This window comes from Kocuria aegyptia (assembly GCF_039530085.1).
Lineage (GTDB): Bacteria > Actinomycetota > Actinomycetes > Actinomycetales > Micrococcaceae > Kocuria > Kocuria aegyptia.
In genome coordinates this window covers 73,600-90,488 of record NZ_BAAAOA010000015.1, presented here as the reverse complement: position 1 = coordinate 90,488, position 16,889 = coordinate 73,600, and the positions used below count along the sequence as shown (strand labels likewise).

Sequence of the window (16,889 nt, the reverse complement as noted above, 5' to 3'; positions counted from 1 at the left end):
CACCTGCGCCACCTGCCGCTTTGCATATGGCCGGCTAATGGACACTGCCTACGGGAGCGACGTTGCAGTAGGGGTTCCTCTGCGGTCGCAACTTCCGAGTGAGGGATCAACGGTGGCACGTCGCCGCTCCCACGGAGAAGCGGCGAGATCGAGGTCAGTGCGTCGGAATGGAGCCAGGAAACCTGAGGCGAGGGGTTGACTGGGTCAATGACGGTCGGTCCCGGTGCTGTTGAGTTGTGCCGCCCTGGTCGTCAGGTAGTAGCGTTCCGAGATGTTGGTGCTCAGCCGGGCGGCGAGCTCGAACTCGGCGCGAGCCTCCACCGATCGCCCGGCACGTTGAAGCAGGTGCGCGCGCACGGCGTGGAGCCGATGGTGATCCGATAGAGCCTCCAGGCCTTCGAGCAGATCGAGTCCCGCCAGCGGGCCGGAGACCATCCCTACAGCAACCGCTCGGTTCAACGTCACCATGGGGCTGGGTACCATCCGTTCCAGGAGCGTGTATAGGGCGGCGATCTGCGGCCAGTCAGTTGCCTGGGTCGAGGACGCCTCGTCATGCAGCGCCGCTATGGCCGCTTGCACTTGATAAGGACCGACAGTCCCGGTGCTCAAAGCGTGTAGTAATAGTTGGCGGCCTTCCTGGATGAGGTGCGCGTCCCACAGCCGACGATCTTGCTCGTCCAGGGGCACCAAACGTCCGGCGTGGTCGGTCCGTGCCGGACGACGCGCATGCGTGAGCAGCAGCAGTGCGAGCAAGCCCGCACTCTCGGGGTCCTCCGGCGCGGAATCGACCAGCAGGCGCGCGATCCGGATGGCCTCCACGGCCAGGTCCGGCCGGTCCAGGCCGTCCCCGTGGGAGACGTAGGCCTCGTTGAACATCAGATAGACCACCGACAGCACGGTCCTGCCCCGCTGGCGGCGATCCTCGGGCGCGGGCAGCTCGAAGCGGGCGCCGGCGGCGCGGATCCGTTGTTTCGCCCGGCTGATGCGCTGTCCCATGGTGGACTCCGGGACGAGGAAGGCGGCCGCGATCTGAGCCGTGGTCAGTCCCCCCACCGCACGCAGCGTGAGGGCGATCGCGGAGGCAGGGGGCAGACACGGGTGGCAGCACAGCGTCAGCAGCGTCAGCGTGTCGTCCTCTGCCTCAGTCCTGGAGGCCGTGTCATGGCGTCCCCCGCCGGGTGCGGTGGGATCAGCGGCGAGGAGCTCCTCCCGGGCGCGTCGAGCCGCCTCGCTGCGGATCTGGTCGATGAGACGTCGCTGGGCGACCCGCACCAGCCATCCGGCCGGGTTGGCCGGCATCCCGGATCGGGGCCAGGCTTCGACGGCGGCCAGCAACGCCTCCTGCACGGCGTCCTCGGCCGCGGTGAAGTCGCCGCAGCGGCGGGCCAACGTCCCGAGAACCTGCGGGGTGAGCTCGCGCAGCAGGTCCTCGGGGACGTCGGCCGTCGACACGGGTCAGCTCTCCACGGTGGGGGCGGCCATCACCTGCCGCACCTCGATGGGCTGCTGGATGGGCACCCCGCCCTTGCCCGGGGCGGCGGAGGCCTTGGCCGCGATCTCGAGGGCACGCTCCACGGAGTCCACGTCCACGGTCCAGTACCCGGCCAGGAACTCCTTGGACTCAGCGAAGGGCCCGTCCGTGACCACCGGCGCGTTGCGCCCGTCCCAGGTGACCGTTCTGCTGGCGTCCGGGGCGGCCAGGCCCTGGCCGTCCACCAGCTCACCGGTGGTGGTGAGCTCGCGGCCCAGAGCGTGCTGGAACTCGATGTGGGCGGCGATGTCCTCCGGCGCCCACTCGCTCATCGGCACGTCACAGCCGGCACCACCTTCGTAGTTCATCAACAGCATGTACCTCATCACGAACTCCCTCCGTCTCGGACGCCATCCTGGCGCCTCACCCCACTGTCGGACCACACAGCGCAGCTTCGACACTTCGCGCTGGTGAATTATGCGCCTCCTGCAGGCGGTCGAGGCCGTCTGCGCCAGTCAGCCTGCCCGATTCCTCGTACCGCGGTCCGTGACCTCTGTTCACGTACGACATGTCTGGTAGTTCATGACCTTGCGGTCGTCAAGGCCAGGAGTAGTTCCTGTCCGGCGCGTGGAGGCGCACGATGACGATTCCTCGGTCAATGTTCCCTCCGGAAGGAGTTCATATGCTGATGTGGAAGTCGATCCAGTTGTCACTGGGCTCATCGGGTTTGCCAGACGCAGATGTGATGCCGCAGCAACCGGGATCGCCCTGAAAGCACGGGACGATGAGAAAGGGAAGCCGGCAGAGATGAGCGGGGGTCCTGGCTCGGGGGTCACAGGCTCCCTGACCGCTTCGACCACCTACCGCAAGCGGCTGCCGTGCTGAGGGGCGCAGTTGCCGAGGAACACGGGGCTGCGTTGCAATGTGTGCACCTATCCTGATCAACTCAGTTCGTTCAACGGCACCCGATCCTCGGCCGGGATGGCCAGTTGACCGATCATCGTGCACTCCGCCAGCGTAGCCACGAGTAGGAATTGTCGATACCCCACGCCTCGTAGGACACCCCCAGCTCGAGAGGGGAGATCTCGTCGAAGATCACAGTGGAGACGGTACGGATCATGTCCTCAGGGCCGCACGGATATGGCAGAAACTCGACGTACACCGTCATGAGTGCCACTGGTGGCGAGATGCCATGGCGAGGAGCATTGCTGCCATCAACAGTCGCACGGAGAGATCCGCGCCCTCACCGAGAGGTACCACAATGACGTTCCTGTCGCCCGAGTTGATCTGGCCGGAGCATCACGAACATCGTGCGGAGGCGCAGCGGGCCCGTCGTCGACGGCGGTACCTGGACCGCTTCGCCCGGCCCTCCAGGATCACTTGATCCGGACGCGGCTTGCGGACGGCGCTGTCCGGTCCGGGTCGCTGAGACGTATGCCAACCCGACCTCGCTACTCGTGGAGTGGGGACGAAGTGCGTGGTGCCCCTATGGCCAGAAAGGAATTCCATGACCGTGAGCACCGGTTCCTCGGCACTGGATGCGTCCCCCCGTCAGGAATTACTACCGGCCCCGCTCGCATGGCCGGCGCTGGGTGGCGTGGCCGCACTGGTCGTGGGGGTGCTGATCTCACTCAGTGGCGAATACGGTTACCACCGCGACGAGCTGTACTTCCTGCGCGCCGGACAGGAACTCGCGTTCGGTTACGTCGACCAGCCACCGCTGACGCCTTTGCTGGCCCGGGTGGCCAGCGAGCTGTTCGGGGGCTCTCTGGTCGGCCTGCGTCTGGCCTCCGCGGTGACCGTGGGGCTGGTGGTGTTCTTCACCGGGTTGCTTGCTCGAGAGCTCGGCGGGACGCGTGGTGCTCAGGTGCTCGCCGCAGCGTGCATGGCGGTCTCGGCGATCCTGCTCGCCGTCGGGCACCTGCTGTCCACGAGCACATTTGACCTCCTGGGCTGGACGGCAGTGTCCTGGGCGGTGGTCCGCGCGCTGCGTCACGGTGGCTACCACTGGTTGCTGGTCGGCTTGCTCGCCGGGGTCGGCCTGCAGAACAAGGTGCTGGTCGTGTTCTTGTTGGCGGGACTGGCAGCAGGTCTACTGTTCGTCGGGCCTCGTAAGGTGCTGCGCAGTCGCTGGCCGTGGCTGGCGGCCGCGGTCGCGCTGGCGCTGTGGGCCCCGTACCTGCTCTGGCAGGCAGCCCATGGTTGGCCGCAGCTGGAGCTCTCCAGCGCGATCGCCGCCGGGAGCTCCGGCACGAGCGAGCCCCGGTGGCTGTTCCTGCCCTACCAGTTGGTCCTGATCAGTCCGTTGCTCGTGCCGGTGTGGGGCGCGGGCCTGTGGCGACTGGCCCGGGACCCCGCGCTGCGGACCTTCCGTGCCTTCGCCGTCGCCTACCCGCTGCTGGCAGGGGTGTTCTTGGTAACCGGGGGCAAGCCGTACTATCTGGCGGGCTTGTATCCGGTGCTGCTGGCCGCCGGTTTGGATCCGGTGCTGCGCTGGACGGGTCGGGGCGCCACCCGGCTGCGCAGAACGCTGCTCGCCGGTGCTCTGGCGGTGAGCGCGGCGATCTCCACGGTGCTGTTCCTGCCACTGGTGCCGGTCCAGCACCTGGGGGCCACCCCGGTCGTGGACATCAACTATGACGCCGGCGAGACCGTCGGCTGGGCTGCCTTCGTGCACACCATCGCCGACATACAGGCCGGCCTGCCCACTGCGGACCGGACCGGCGTGGTGGTGCTGACTCGCAACTACGGACAGGCCGGGGCGATCGACCGCTACCGCACCGAGCTGGGCCTGCCACCTGCCTACAGCGGCCACAACAGCTACGCCGAGTGGGGCCCACCAGCGGAGGATGCCCAGACGGTGATCGTCGTCGGCTACGACCGGGAGTCCCTGCAACGCTGGTTCGGATCGGTCGAGCCCGCCGCACGCGTCGACAACGGCGTCGGGCTGGACAACGACGAGCAGGGCACTCCAGTGTGGATCTGCCAGGACCGGCTGACGTCTTGGGCGCAGTTGTGGCCGCAAGTGCGCCACCTCGGATAGGGCCCCATCGCGAAGAAGAAGGGCAACAAGGGGAACGAGCCTGGGATGCGTTGGATGGGCGGTCGAAGCGTCATCTTCGCCGCTTGAGCTGGTTCGCCCATCCCAGCACTACAGATCCGAGGGGATGGTGATGGGACCATGGGCGCATGAATCTGAAGGAGCAGTTCACCTGGCGCGGCCGCCGCATCGCTTGGGGCACCAAAGGCTCTGGGCCCGCGGTCGTGTTCTGCCATGGCACTCCGTGGTCTTCCGTCCTGTGGGCGCCCTTCGCTGAAGCCCTGGCGAAGGATCACACCGTCTATTCGTGGGACATGCCCGGTTACGGGGCCTCGTCAATGGACCCCTCCCACGATGTAGACCTGGTCGTGCAGGGCGAAGCATTCCTAGCGCTACTAGACCACTGGGCCCTCCAGGATCCGCATGTGATCGCCCACGACTATGGGGGTGCGGTCTCCTTGCGCGCCCACCTCCTGCACGGTGCGCCCTTCGCTTCCCTGTGCTTAGTGGACGCTGTCGCGTTACGTCCCTGGGGGTCTCCTTTTTTCAATCTGATCAAGGACAACACCGAGGTCTTCGCCCAGTTACCTGAAGCCGTGCATCGAGCCGTGCTCGAGGCGTACATCGCCGGAGCGAGCCACCACGGTCTCCGCGCGGAGAACATGACGGATCTGGCCGACCCATGGTGCGGGGCGATAGGACAGGCAGCGTTTTACCGCCAGATCGCCCAAGCGGACGAGGCCTACACCGCTGTCTTGGAGCCACTCTTGGTATCGATGAGCATCCCGACGCACATCATCTGGGGTGAGAACGACACGTGGATCCCAGCCGACCGGGCTCACCGCCTGCACAAGGTGATCCCGGGAAGTACCTTGTCCCTCGTCCCCCAATCAGGACACCTGATTCACTATGACGCTCCAGTGGCATTGGCCACCGAACTCACCCGGTGGCTCCAGATGCTTTCCCGCACCTAAAAGAAGAACCAAGTCCAGGGTGGAAGTCCATCGGCGCTTACCCGACGCCGGTGCTTGGCATGACGGTGGCGTTCATGGTCCTGCCGGATCATGGCTTTCTCCTCGGGATCGGGAGACCCGGGTATCAACGACCTCAGTCCGTTCTAGGCTGCGGCCACTGTTGTTGCTGGGGATCATGCTCCACAGTCTGCGACGAGTCGTCTGCGCCACCACACGACCGACGAGTCGAGGGCCCTCCCACCGCATCGGGGAGGGGTCCCCAGGGCTGTGGTGGCGATCGTCGGGGCTCAACTGCGGGTGCGTAGCTTCTCCGTCAGTGACAGCCGCACGGTGGGCCACTCGGAGTCGATGATGGAGAACACCACCACGTCGCGCATGGTCCCGTCCCGCCACAGGTCGTGGTTGCGCAGCAGCCCGTCCTGCTTGGCCCCCAGTGCGGCGATGGCGGCGCGGGAGCGGTGGTTGTGCCAGTGGGTGCGGAACTCCACGGCGATGCAGTTCAGGGTCTCGAAGGCGTGGGTGAGCTGCAGCAGCTTCACCTGCGTATTCAGCCCGGTGCCTTGTGCGCTGGGGGCGATCCAGGTGGAGCCGATCTCCAGGCGGCGGTGATCAGGGCGGATGTTGAGGAATGTGGTCATCCCCACCGCCCGCCCGTCCGCGGCACGGATGGTCCACGGCACGACCTGACCGGCGGCGTGGCCGGCCAGCCGCTTCTCGATCTCCGCGCTCATCTCATCCGGGGAGGGCAAACGGGTGTACCAGAGCTTGTAGAGCTCGTCCTCGGCCACCGCCGCCGCCAGCTCCTCGGCATGCTCGGGCGTCAACGGTTCGATCGAAGCCAGGGCACCGCGCAGAGGCGGGATCGCAAGGAAGTCCATGCCGCCAGGCTATTGAGCCGAGACGTCTCGGCCCGGTATCAGGGCAATCTGCAGCTATGCGACCAGGACCTAACCCCCAGCTCGCATATAGATGTGATGTCCAGGAACGTTGACGCTAGGCACGATTCTGATCTGTTCAAGGGCAAGAGCCTCACATGGTGGGAGCAGAGGCGTCCAGCGATGGCTTGCCGCTCCACAGAAAAGGTAGTCCTCTAACCACTATAAGTGGTTAGAATGGTGCCATGTCACCTCGGGCTCGCCATTCGATGCCCCACGATGTCGCCGCAGCCCTCGCCGCCGCAGGGGTGCAGGCTGATGACGACGGTCGGCCGGGGTATCAGCGCAACGACTACCTGGGCTGGACAGGCCAAGCCCAGAACGCGGACACGCGTTCACGACGGATCGGGCAGATGCTCGAGGAACTCTCCTGCGGTGGGATGTACATGGGCATGGCGCACGCCCCGTCGCGCGAGGATCGGAAACCGGCATGAGCGATAGGCACCAGACGGGCCAGTGGCTCGTTCCCTCTGATGGGCACCGATGGTTCTTCGACTCCGGTGCTATCAGCCTCGACTTCGGCTATACCGGCGACTTCGGGTACGGCATTGACGCTTGGGAGAGCTTGCGCTCGCCGGCTGACCTGGACGCGTGGCTCACCGATCGCTTCGGCCCGCCCCGACCCGCCAGCGGCGCATCGGATTACGCAGGGGCACGGCAGCTGCGCGCGGCCATCACCTCGAGCGCCCGACGGGTCAGCTCCGGGCGGGCTCTGCGGGTGACGGATATCGACACGATCAACCGGTGGGCCGCCCGGCCGGCAGTGCCTCCGCACCTGCCGGGCGGCACACGAGCCCCTTCACCTGCGAGCCCGGAGCAGATGCTCGCCAGTATCGCCCATGACGCAATCCGCACCTTCACGGCACCCCCCGGCCGGGTGCGAGAGTGCGCGGCCGATGACTGCCACCTGATCTTCCTCGACACCTCACGTCCCGGAAGCCGCCGCTGGTGCTCGATGCGCCGCTGCGGCGGCCGCGCGAAAGCTCGAACCCATTACGCCCGAGCCATCCAAGGAGAACACTCATGACTACCGTGACCACCCACGTTGATCCGGTCGAGCTGCACAGCAACCCCGCCTTCACGCAGGGCGTGATCGCCCCTGCGGGCCCCACGCTCTACGTCGGAGGGCAGAACGGAACCGACGCAACCGGAACGTTGCTCGACGGCTTCGAGGCGCAGACTGCTCAGGCCATGCGCAATGTGCTGAGCGTCCTGGCTGCCGCCGGCACCGGACCTGAGCACGTCGTCAAGCTCACCATCTACCTCCTGGCAGGCGTCGACATCCGCGCCGGCTTCGCCGCCTCGCAGTCTGTCTGGGGCGGCCACCGCACGGCCATCACCGTTCTCACCGTCGCAGGACTTGCTCGTCCCGACGCTCTGGTGGAGATCGACGCCGTAGCAATCATCCCTGAGTGATACTGCAGGGCCGGACGCAGATGATCGTGGTGGCACCTATGGTGTGTCCTCATGGACCTGACTGAGCAGTTCGAGGCGCAGCGTCCTCGGCTCATACGTATCGCCGCTGGCCTGCTCGATGACCGGGCCGAGGGCGAAGACATGGTCCAGCAGGCGTGGTTGCGCCTCCACGGCACCGAGGCCGTGATCGACAATCTGCCCGCTTGGCTGACGGTGGTCACGACGCGATTGTGCCTGGACCGTCTCCGTTCCAAGATTCCCGAGCCGACTGAATCGGTGCAACTGACTGACACAGAGATCGCGCCGGACCCGGTCGAGCATGTGGTTATGGCAGACACGGTCGGGGTTGCTCTGCAGATCGTCCTCGACCGCCTGTCGCCGGCGGAGCGGGTGGCATTCGTGCTCCATGACACCTTCGGTGTGGACTTTCGCACTATTGCGACCGTCCTCGTCGTCTCCCCGCCTGCCGCCCGCAAGCTCGCCTCGCGAGCTCGTTCGAAAGTTTCGGCTGCTGCGCCAGGGGGGACACCGGCTGACTGGGAAGTCGTCGATGCCTTTCTCGCAGCCGCCCGGGGTGGCAACTTCGCGCGCCTACTCCACCTCCTCGCACCCGATGTCCTGGTGACCGCTGATGCCGAGGCTGTCGTTGCTGGTACTCCTCAACGACTCGAGGGACGGGAGGAGGTCGCCATGATGTTCGACGGTGCCGCGAAGGCCGCGCTACCAGTGTTCGTCGGTGATCGCCCTGGTGCCGCTTGGTTCCATCGCGGTCAACCTCGTGTGGCCTTCGACTTCAGCATCACGAACGGTGTTGTTCGAAAGATCACTTTCCGTGCCGAGCAGGACGTGCTGGTAACGCTCACCCGGCGGGCCGCTGCTGAGCGCAGGTAGCGTGGACTTCTATGATTTCTGGTTGCTGGCACCGGGTGGTCACATTAGCGGCGCCGCGTTCGTCATCAAGGTGGGACTCGAAATGAAACCCCACGACTGAACGCATCACTGCGGAAGGAACCAACCATGAAAATCATGACCTGCAAGCAACTCGGCGGCCCCTGTGACCTGGCGCTTCGTGGCGATACCGCGGACGACGTCATCAAGGCCCAAGACCGGCACCTCAAGGAAGCCGTCCGGTCCGGCGACTCGACCCACCAACAGGCCCACGAGGCGATGAAAGGCCGCTGGAAGAACCCGATCAAGGGCATGCAATGGTACCGCGACACCAAGAAGGCTTTTGCAGGGCTTTCCGAGGCCTGACCCGCCAGAGCTGACTCCCCATGACGCCCGATCGGAGAGCAACTATGAAACCATAGTGAGCATATCGACGACCTCATTGCAGCCCGCCCGGAATGGCGCGGTCAGATGCTTTTGAGTGCCCGCCGCACGATCCTCGAGGTTGACTCCGACATCGTGGAGGATGGGAAGTACATGGGCGCGCCTGTACAAGGAATGAACGGCATCCTCGTTGTCGGCAACATCTTTAAAGGCAGGGTCAGACTGGGTTTCAGGTACGGGACTTCTCTCGGAAATCCCGAGCATCTGTTCAATGGGCATCTCGACGCTAGGCAGCGCCGCTCCGACGATGGGACTGATGCACGATCAGGCGACACGCGATTCGGCTCGCCCGCGAGGCGGATACATCCGAGGTCCGAGGACGCAACCGTGCAGTCGCTGGTCCGTTGGTGGACACCGAGTGTAAAAGCGGTTCGACTTTGCTATACATATGGTCCGGCTACCGGACACTTTCCACGATGTTGACGTCGCAATGGGAGTCCCTGAACCTGGATGCGCTCATAGCCAGCGGCTTCCAGATTCCGGATCAGCAGTGCTGTGTCCCGCTGGGCCAAGCTCACCCGCGCGTTGCGCAGGCGTGACAGCGGTTCCGTTCCCCGGTGTCCCGTCAAAGGTTCCATTGCAGAGATTCTGAGAGCACTCTCGTGGGACACATTGATGGGAAGAGGCGGTGACGGTGAAATATCGGGGTGCCCGGGGTGTGGAGACGCGCAGCTGACGATCCCATCAATGGTTCGTTTGATGAGATCGTCCTGTGACGCAGCATCAGTTTCGTGAAACGGGTCGTAGCACCGAAGGGAGATTTTGATCATCGGTAGCTTGCACGCGGGCGTGCTCTACGTCGACACCCTCAGGAATACATTCCGCGTCGACCACGGCTCCCTGCCTGGTGCGAGCCAACTGCCTCGACGCTACACCGGACCCTGCCTCGTGGTACCGGAGCACTAGGGAGGAGTGACGGGCAGTCGGCGCCCCGTGCACGCTGCCCGGATGTCGGCCAGCAGCTGGCGCGTGCGTGCGGTGCGTGTGAAATCCATGCCGCGGGTCCGGTCGATCAGGGTGATCAGGTCGGCGTCGCTCATGTCCCTCAGGGAGTTCTGCAGGCGTGAGTCCGCCGCACGGGTGCCGCCCCACAGATCACCTGCGCGGTCGCCGCGCAGAGAGCCGAAGCCGTGTGCCTCGGCGTCATGGAAGGAGTGCTCCAGAGGGGTGACCTCCATGAGGTTGTGCGGGTCCGAGGCCCGGCTCAAGCGGGCGGCGTCGGCGCGGGAGAGTCCCAGATCCACCAGTGCGGAACCGACCCGTTGCGGGATGCCGTGCTCGAGCTCCCACGTCTGGCCAGGAGTGTTGGGGAACGCGTAGCGCGGGGCGCGGCCGGAACTCATCATGTCCGTGAGTTGTGGGTTGGTCAGGCCCTTGACGGGGTCGGTCGTGTTGCCCGGGACATGCGTCGCTGCGCCGCTCTGCCGCGCCTGGAGCTCGGCATGTGCCCGGTTGCGCCAGTACCGCGGTCGGGCAATGTCGTACGTCGGGTAGTTGCCGGCGGTGTTGGGCATGTCCATCGGCATGCCCGGCTCCCATTGCGAGTTGGGCAGTCCGCGTGGCTGGTTCGCGTGGTCCCACCGCCCTGGCATGGTTCCCGGAGCTCGGGCTTCTTGACGCAGAGCGTCGAGATACTGTGCAAGGGTCCGGTTGGCGCCGCTGACACCGCGTGCCCCTGTGGCGACGTCGGAGGCCGCCTCGGCGCCGCGGAGCCGCCGTCGTAGGCTCATCAACAGGCGTTCCGCCGCCTCTGGGACCAGCCGCCGGGCGAGTCGCGCGAAGTCGGCGATCTTGCCCGATGCCATCGCCGCCCGGGCGACGGGTCGCAACGCGCGGAGGATGCCGCCGAGGTCGATTACGGCTCCGACGATGTCGACGACGAGCCACAGGAGGCTCGGCTCGTTCGCCGAGATGTCGCGCACCTCGGGGTCGAGGGCGACATTCTCAGCCGCGACCTCCGTGACGTACTGGTTGATGCCCTTCGCCGCGAAGTAGCCGCCCCAAGCGGCACCGACGAAGGGCGCGAACGGCCCGGACAGCACGGTGGTGAGGATGGCGGTCGCTGCAAGCACCAGGGCCTTGAACGCCTCGTCCATCGCCCTACGCTCGATCCACTTCTGCACGGCACGTGCCATGTGCGGCTGCCCGGCGATACCCATCTCCAGCATCGCCACCGAGATCGCACGGTTGATGTTCCAGACCTTGAGCTCGTCAGCCTGGATCTCCTTGCGGACCTTCGCGATGTTCGAGAGCACCCTGTTCAGGGGCGCAGCTGTCCGGGCGGCAGCCTGCTGCGGCGTGAGGCCGGCGAACATGCCTGGGCGATATTCCGTGGCGCCGAGGACAGGAAACCGCAGGGAGTACTGCGCCAGGACCTGCTTGGCCTCACTGCGTGCGATCTCCAGCTGCTCACCGACCGCCGCCGCTTCCTGGATATTGCTGGTGGTGAAGTTGGCGATCCCCATACCTCGGCTCGAATTGCGCTGCTGCCGGTTCTCGAGGCTGTCGATCCGGGCGGAGAGGCTGCGGATCTTCTCTTCGCGCTGCAGCAGCTCATGATCGGCCGCTTGCAGCCCGGCGACGTCTCGCAGGTCGGCGGCGGGGCCGTATCGCTCCAGCTCGTGCTGGACCGCCTCCTCGTTTTGGTCCAGCATCCCGAGAGCCACGAGTTTCGCCCGCTGCAGCACCATGGTCGGCAGCTGCACCGTCATGAGCTCGACGAGTTGCTGAGGTGACGACATCCCGAGAGCGGCCAACTCCCGGTTCAGCGCCTCGTCGGCCAGGGCACGCCGGTCGCGGCTCTCCACGGTGAAGTTGGCGATGCCCATCCCGCGGCGCTGGTTGTGGTGGAACGACCGGACAAGCGAGTTGCGGTGCTCGAGGGCCTCCCACGCTCGAGATCCCCCGATGGCGAGCCGAAGCTTGGCCGAGTCCGGCGCGCTCAGGAGCGGCATCTTGTAGAGCGACGCAACCATCTCCTGCTCGGCCGTTCGCCCGGCATCGCCCAACGCGTCACGCAGCAGGCGCCGATTGGTGTAGAGGGTGCTATACACGAGGCTCTGCCGCTCCCCCCGGCGATCTAGGAGGTTCATCTCGATCTGGACGAGCCGGAGGCGTTCCACGAGCTGGTCCGGGGTCAGCCCCTTGGTGTACTCGGCCGTGATACTCATTCGCGTGATCTCGCTCGTATCGTCACGCTGGATCACCGGGCCGTAAGTACCGACAGCGGGCGCGGTGGAGGCGTATAGCCGGGGCAATCGCTGGACCGAGCGGTTGCCGACACTGCGCTGCAGTGACCGGACGGTGACGGCGTCCAAGGGACGCCGTGGCGCGTACTGGCCACCAGCAGCAGGGACCACCCGCGCCGTGTCGGTCCGCAGCTCGACGCCTCGCGCAGCCCCCCGCCGGACGTCCACCGGGCGCTTCTCCGGGGTAGCCTGTGCCATGTCTTAGAGTACGTCGGATCATGTTGACCACGTCCGGGACGATCGGCTGTTCATATGTGCCCGGGGCGCTGCACGATGAGGCACTTTCCGCCAGCCGACAGCGCACCATGGGCTGGTAGCGGCCGGCCCGCTCCTCAATTCAACGCCGCACCAGTGACAAGAACCTCATGACCCACAACAACGGGTATGAGGGCATCACATTGCTGACACGGCCGGATGTGCGTGATGCCGGGCGCGGTCGCAGCGAGCTGTGTGAGGCCGAGGCCCTTCCTGAGAACATGTGCCGGGGCGAGGCAACCAAGTTGTGCGGATCGTCGTATGTGCGCCGCTCGTCGGTAGGCAAGTCGCTCCGATGAATCAAGGCCCTCACCCGGAACCTCGCGATGTGCGGAACCCGCAGGTAAGGTCTTTAGGACTTTACGTAAGGTCGGCTAGCGGCCAATTTCCATGAGAACGACGTTGCAGTAAGGGTTCCTGTGCGGGCACCGTCGGTCGAGGCGGAACATGCGAGCCTTTGCCGAGGCGCTGAGGGACAGTGGTGCCGGGTTGCGGGTGGTCGACCCCGGTGGGGGAGACGTGGACACCGCCACCCCGATGGGTTCGATGGTCTTCACCGTCATGGCCGCCCTGGCCCAGATGGAGTTGGAGATCAAACGCGAACGCATCACGGATTCGCAGATCGGGACTGCCCCCGGTTTCCTTGTCACTGACCTGATCAGGGGTATGTCCAGATGCCGTGATTCGTGGATCTCTTCCGGCATCCGTTATCGGATGCCTTACTCACACAGACACCGGATTTCTACCCAGCTGGCTCTGGTTGTCACTGGTTGCACACCTGACCCGAGTCGGCGGGCGAAGCTGTCACCGTTACCGCCAGGCATTTCCTGGCGCCGTGACGAACCGTCGCCAGGTGTATCCCCACGGTATGACCGCGATGATCACGATGACGAAGGAACAACTGAAGAGGAGTTCACCGGCTGCGGCGTCCACATCGCCGGAGACGAGGAGGGGGAGGCCGACCGCGGCGAACCAGATGAGTTTCCACGCCGCTTCGAACAGCAGGATCGCCAGCATTTTGACCGGGTACCTGAGGCCAAGGAACACCAGAAGCGACATGGCCGCCAGCAGGCAGGCAACTACGCCCTCCATCAACGGCAAGGTGTGGACGCCCTGGGCGAACAGCGGCCACTTGACGATGACCAGTCCCACGCCCATGAACGCGTAGCCCAAGCGCATGATGTTCAGACGGCGGGTGGACAGCCCGTCGTTCCCGCCGTGCTGCGCGGCGGCGGCGGTGGTGTCGACGGCGGGACAGTCGGCGATCGGGGCAGTGGGCATGATGGTCTCCTCCGGGTGATGACAGGGCTGAACCGGATGGACCCGGGGTGGCCGCTGCGTCTGTTGGATGTTCGTTCTCTGCTTCGGTGTGAAGCGGGAGATCCGAACGGGCTCCGTCCGATCAGCTGACCGTGGGAGCGATTTCCAACGTAGGCGGGTCCGGTGCTGGTGGAATCAGTGGAACGACGGAGCCGGTACTGAACCGGACATCGAAATTTCAGTCGGCGTGGGCCGCCGCCCACGCGGCTATCTGGGCGCGTTTGCTGAAGCCGAGTTTGTTGAGCGTGTTCCGCACGTGGCTCTCCACCGTTCGTTCGGAGAGGAAGAGACGGGCGCCGATCTCCTTGTTGGTGCAGCCCTGCGCGACGAGCCGGGCGACCTCCAGTTCACGGCGGCCCAAGGGGGCCGGGCCGGTGGCCGAAGCCGACGGGTCGGAGGGTGGAGGTTTCTCTCCCAGGGCAAGCCGTACCGCCGCGGCGCGCTCGAGCGAGCGGCCGGTGGCGGTTTCGGCAGCGAATCGAGAGGGCCCCAGCGCCGCTGCAGCCGTCGCCGTGGCCGGGTCAAGGGCGCGGCTGATTCCGGTGTTCAACGTGGCCCCGGCTTCCTCGCGCAGCGTCTCCATGGCACCGAAGAGCCGGGCGGCCAGCCGTGGCTCCTGCCGCCTTGAGGCGCAGCATCCCAGGCCGCCCAGCAGGTAGCACTGGGCCACCCGGTCATCGAGGTCCCGGGCAATGGCGAGTGCTTCCAGGAAGTGGTGCTCAGCGTCTGTGGTCCTGCCCAGCTGCAGGGTGGCGAGTCCGAGGTTCATCAGCATCATCACCAAGCTGTACTGGTCGCCGATCTCGCGGCTCATGGCCGCCCCTGGGGTGGCCGAGGCGATGACCGCCGAGGGGTGACCGTTGAGGAGGCCGTTCAGCGCGGACGCCTGGTGCACCATGAGGGTGGCACCCACCTCGTCAATGCCCGCGGTGATGGCCTTGGCCTCTTCGAGCTGACGTCGTGCAGCACCTGGGTGATTCGACATGGTCGAGGCAATGGAGGCCATCGCTAACAGCTGCGCGAGGAGAGCGTCCAGTCCTTGCACGCGCGCAGCCTCAATTCCCTTGAGAAGGTTGCGGGTGGCCACCTGCGGGTCGTTCTGCAGCACAGCTAAGAAGCCGCGGACGAAGTGCGCCACCGGGTGGGCCCCGCCATCGCCCGTGTCGAGGAGACGGTCGAAACGCCGGGCACCTTCGCTGGTTGCCCGGGTGATCCAGAAGTACATCAGGCTGGCGGCCAGGTCGAGGCCCGCCGGGTTGCCGGCGAGGGTAAGCCGGTCGAGAACGGCACGGACGTTGTCAGCTTCGAGCTCCATCCAGAACAGCCACGGCAGCAGCCGGTGACGGCCCTCGGCAGCGAACTGGCCGCACCTGCGGGTGTAGTGGGTGGCCAGCCGCTCGTACATCCAGTCGATCTCACCGGTTTCGACCAGGTGGAGGTGACCGAACTCGCGCATGGACTCGTGGAGGCGATAGCAGGGCGTGCGCGCTGCGAGATCGCGGACCACCAGCGATTTGTCCACCAGGGAGGACAGCAGCTCGGTGGCCGCGGACGCGGAGTCCTCGTCGAGACAGACCATCTCCACATCGTCCATCTGGAACCGGCCGGCGAAGGCACTGAGCCGCCGCAGCATGTGGGCTTCCTGCTCATCCAGCAGCTCGTAGCTCCACTTGATCGCTGCCTGGAGTGTTTGGTGCCTTGGAAGAGCCGCCGGGGACCCTCCAGTCAGCAGCGAGAAACGCCGCCCGAGCCGCCCACAGATCTGCGCAGGTGTTAGGGCCCGGGTCCTGACCGCGGCCAGTTCGATGGCCAGGGGTATCCCGTCCAGCCGACGGCACAGCTCCACGACCGACGACCGGTTGTCACCTGTGAGCTCGAAGTCGCCCGAGGCGGCCGCGGCCCGTTCCATGAAGAGCTGGACAGCCTCGTTGAGCCGAATCTTTCCAAGGTCTTCGGTGTCGAGGGGCGGCAGCTCCAAGGGCGGCAGCGGGACGACATGTTCCTCGATCAGGCCCAACGGTTCCCGGCTGGTGGCCAATATGCGTACCCCGGGCCCGGACTTAAGTACCCTGCTCGCCAGCTGCCCGACTTGTGCAATCAGGTGCTCGCAGTTATCGAGCACAAGTAGCAGCCGCTTGTCCTGCACCTGCGCGCACAAGGCCGCCACCGGGTCACCTTTGCCGTGCTCGCGCAGGCCCAGGGCAGCCAGTGCTGTGCTGGCGACCAGCGTGGGATCACGGACCTCAGCGAGCTCAACAAACCAGACGCCGTCCGGGAAGTTCCGGCTCAGTTGCCCGGCCAGACGAAGGGAGAGCCGCGTCTTCCCCACGCCTCCCGGGCCCACCAGGGAGACCATGCGGGCGGTCTGAAACCTGTTCTTGGCCGCACCGAGTTCTCGCCGCCGCCCCACAAAGCTGGTGGCCTCCGCAGGTAGGTTCCCCGCCGGCTCGCTCCGCCTCGCCATCCGATGACCGTATCACCGGCATCAGAACGACGCGGTTGTCCCGCACCTTCAGTGGCAACTCCGTCACTACCCGCATCCGCTACCCCGCTGGGGCACGTATCGTCCATGGGATGAATCAGAAAGTGGTCACCTCTCGGGTCGAGGTTCATCTCACGAGAACACCACCAGCCACACGTCTGGCGCGGGCCGCCGGGGTCAGCGAGGTCAACGTCTCGGGGACGGTCCTCACCTGCGTGGTCTCCGGCAGCTTCCAGCCGCTGTTGGAAGCCCTGCAAGGATACGAAGTGGTCCGCCTCTGGTCCGTACCGCACGTCCCTCCCGCGTGCGGCGAGGGCTAGCAACGACCACCAGCACCGGCCCCTGTACAGGCTGCGGAACGCAGCCGTGAATCGCCCGGTCCCGGTGGAGGCGAGGTCGCCTCCACCGGCGCGCAG

At 65.9% G+C, this 16,889-nt stretch carries 14 protein-coding genes and 1 pseudogene; 9 read left to right on the top strand and 6 right to left on the bottom strand.

The features are described from left to right. Positions 1-204: 204 nt before the first annotated feature. Entirely contained in the window at positions 205-1,452 is a 1,248-nt protein-coding gene (locus ABD220_RS06785; protein WP_344120986.1) for an RNA polymerase sigma factor, read from the bottom strand. A 3-nt stretch (positions 1,453-1,455) separates the two neighbouring features. Then, positions 1,456-1,857 (bottom strand): YciI family protein, encoded by a 402-nt coding sequence (locus tag ABD220_RS06780; RefSeq protein WP_344120984.1) that lies wholly within the window; start codon positions 1,855-1,857, stop codon positions 1,456-1,458. A 1,121-nt stretch (positions 1,858-2,978) separates the two neighbouring features. Here ABD220_RS06780 and ABD220_RS06775 point away from each other — a divergent pair. Both ABD220_RS06775 and ABD220_RS06770 read left to right on the top strand, forming a co-directional pair. Then, positions 2,979-4,514 carry a glycosyltransferase family 39 protein gene (locus ABD220_RS06775; RefSeq protein ID WP_344120982.1) on the top strand — a complete coding sequence of 512 codons (1,536 nt, stop codon included), beginning with the start codon at positions 2,979-2,981 and terminating at the stop codon, positions 4,512-4,514. A 146-nt stretch (positions 4,515-4,660) separates the two neighbouring features. Further along, positions 4,661-5,485, top strand: coding sequence for an alpha/beta fold hydrolase (locus ABD220_RS06770; RefSeq protein ID WP_344120980.1), 825 nt, complete (start codon positions 4,661-4,663; stop codon positions 5,483-5,485). A 287-nt stretch (positions 5,486-5,772) separates the two neighbouring features. Here ABD220_RS06770 and ABD220_RS06765 read toward each other — a convergent pair whose 3' ends face one another. Continuing rightward, positions 5,773-6,363 carry a GNAT family N-acetyltransferase gene (locus tag ABD220_RS06765; protein WP_344120978.1) on the bottom strand — a complete coding sequence of 197 codons (591 nt, stop codon included), beginning with the start codon at positions 6,361-6,363 and terminating at the stop codon, positions 5,773-5,775. A 242-nt stretch (positions 6,364-6,605) separates the two neighbouring features. Here ABD220_RS06765 and ABD220_RS06760 point away from each other — a divergent pair, with 242 nt between their 5' ends. The 5 genes from ABD220_RS06760 (at position 6,606) to ABD220_RS06740 (ending at position 9,090) form a co-directional block, all read left to right on the top strand. Continuing rightward, complete coding sequence (locus ABD220_RS06760) at positions 6,606-6,854, top strand: YdeI/OmpD-associated family protein (RefSeq protein WP_344120976.1); 249 nt, start codon at positions 6,606-6,608, stop codon at positions 6,852-6,854. Further along, positions 6,851-7,447 carry a CGNR zinc finger domain-containing protein gene (locus ABD220_RS06755; protein ID WP_344120974.1) on the top strand — a complete coding sequence of 199 codons (597 nt, stop codon included), beginning with the start codon at positions 6,851-6,853 and terminating at the stop codon, positions 7,445-7,447. The genes ABD220_RS06760 and ABD220_RS06755 overlap by 4 nt, the downstream gene beginning before the upstream one ends. Continuing rightward, positions 7,444-7,836, top strand: a complete 393-nt coding sequence (locus ABD220_RS06750) for a RidA family protein (RefSeq protein ID WP_344120973.1) — start codon at positions 7,444-7,446, stop codon at positions 7,834-7,836. Before ABD220_RS06755 ends, ABD220_RS06750 begins: the two co-directional genes overlap by 4 nt. A gap of 51 nt (positions 7,837-7,887) precedes the next feature. Then, positions 7,888-8,727, top strand: a complete 840-nt coding sequence (locus ABD220_RS06745) for a sigma factor (RefSeq protein ID WP_344120971.1) — start codon at positions 7,888-7,890, stop codon at positions 8,725-8,727. 126 nt (positions 8,728-8,853) lie between these two features. Further along, on the top strand, positions 8,854-9,090 hold the full coding sequence (locus tag ABD220_RS06740; RefSeq protein ID WP_344120970.1) for a hypothetical protein: 237 nt from the start codon (positions 8,854-8,856) through the stop codon (positions 9,088-9,090). 980 nt (positions 9,091-10,070) lie between these two features. Here ABD220_RS06740 and ABD220_RS06735 read toward each other — a convergent pair. After that, complete coding sequence (locus tag ABD220_RS06735) at positions 10,071-12,485, bottom strand: hypothetical protein (protein WP_344120968.1); 2,415 nt, start codon at positions 12,483-12,485, stop codon at positions 10,071-10,073. 296 nt (positions 12,486-12,781) lie between these two features. Between ABD220_RS06735 and ABD220_RS06730 the strand changes: the two genes are divergently transcribed. Continuing rightward, entirely contained in the window at positions 12,782-12,970 is a 189-nt protein-coding gene (locus ABD220_RS06730) for a hypothetical protein (protein WP_344120967.1), read from the top strand. Between the two features lie 133 nt (positions 12,971-13,103). Then, positions 13,104-13,289, top strand: a pseudogene (locus ABD220_RS06725) (recombinase family protein); the annotation flags it as partial. A 192-nt stretch (positions 13,290-13,481) separates the two neighbouring features. Here ABD220_RS06725 and ABD220_RS06720 read toward each other — a convergent pair. Continuing rightward, the gene (locus ABD220_RS06720) at positions 13,482-13,952 is read right to left on the bottom strand and encodes a hypothetical protein (RefSeq protein ID WP_344120965.1); all 471 of its coding nucleotides are present in this window, start codon (positions 13,950-13,952) and stop codon (positions 13,482-13,484) included. A gap of 217 nt (positions 13,953-14,169) precedes the next feature. After that, a complete protein-coding gene (locus ABD220_RS06715) occupies positions 14,170-16,347 on the bottom strand; it encodes a LuxR C-terminal-related transcriptional regulator (RefSeq protein ID WP_425552520.1) in 2,178 nt (725 codons plus the stop codon). Between the last annotated feature and the right edge of the window lie 542 nt (positions 16,348-16,889).

Excerpts from the sequence above, each read along its gene's own strand:
- ABD220_RS06760 (WP_344120976.1), top strand. The coding sequence starts at position 6,606 with ATGTCACCTCGGGCTCGCCATTCGATGCCCCACGATGTCGCCGCAGCC.
- ABD220_RS06755 (WP_344120974.1), top strand. The coding sequence starts at position 6,851 with ATGAGCGATAGGCACCAGACGGGCCAGTGGCTCGTTCCCTCTGATGGG.
- ABD220_RS06750 (WP_344120973.1), top strand. The coding sequence starts at position 7,444 with ATGACTACCGTGACCACCCACGTTGATCCGGTCGAGCTGCACAGCAAC.
- ABD220_RS06780 (WP_344120984.1), bottom strand. The coding sequence starts at position 1,857 with ATGAGGTACATGCTGTTGATGAACTACGAAGGTGGTGCCGGCTGTGAC.
- ABD220_RS06715 (WP_425552520.1), bottom strand. The coding sequence starts at position 16,347 with ATGGTCTCCCTGGTGGGCCCGGGAGGCGTGGGGAAGACGCGGCTCTCC.
- ABD220_RS06720 (WP_344120965.1), bottom strand. The coding sequence starts at position 13,952 with ATGCCCACTGCCCCGATCGCCGACTGTCCCGCCGTCGACACCACCGCC.
- ABD220_RS06730 (WP_344120967.1), top strand. The coding sequence starts at position 12,782 with ATGACCCACAACAACGGGTATGAGGGCATCACATTGCTGACACGGCCG.
- ABD220_RS06745 (WP_344120971.1), top strand. The coding sequence starts at position 7,888 with ATGGACCTGACTGAGCAGTTCGAGGCGCAGCGTCCTCGGCTCATACGT.
- ABD220_RS06770 (WP_344120980.1), top strand. The coding sequence starts at position 4,661 with ATGAATCTGAAGGAGCAGTTCACCTGGCGCGGCCGCCGCATCGCTTGG.
- ABD220_RS06765 (WP_344120978.1), bottom strand. The coding sequence starts at position 6,363 with ATGGACTTCCTTGCGATCCCGCCTCTGCGCGGTGCCCTGGCTTCGATC.
- ABD220_RS06775 (WP_344120982.1), top strand. The coding sequence starts at position 2,979 with ATGACCGTGAGCACCGGTTCCTCGGCACTGGATGCGTCCCCCCGTCAG.
- ABD220_RS06740 (WP_344120970.1), top strand. The coding sequence starts at position 8,854 with ATGAAAATCATGACCTGCAAGCAACTCGGCGGCCCCTGTGACCTGGCG.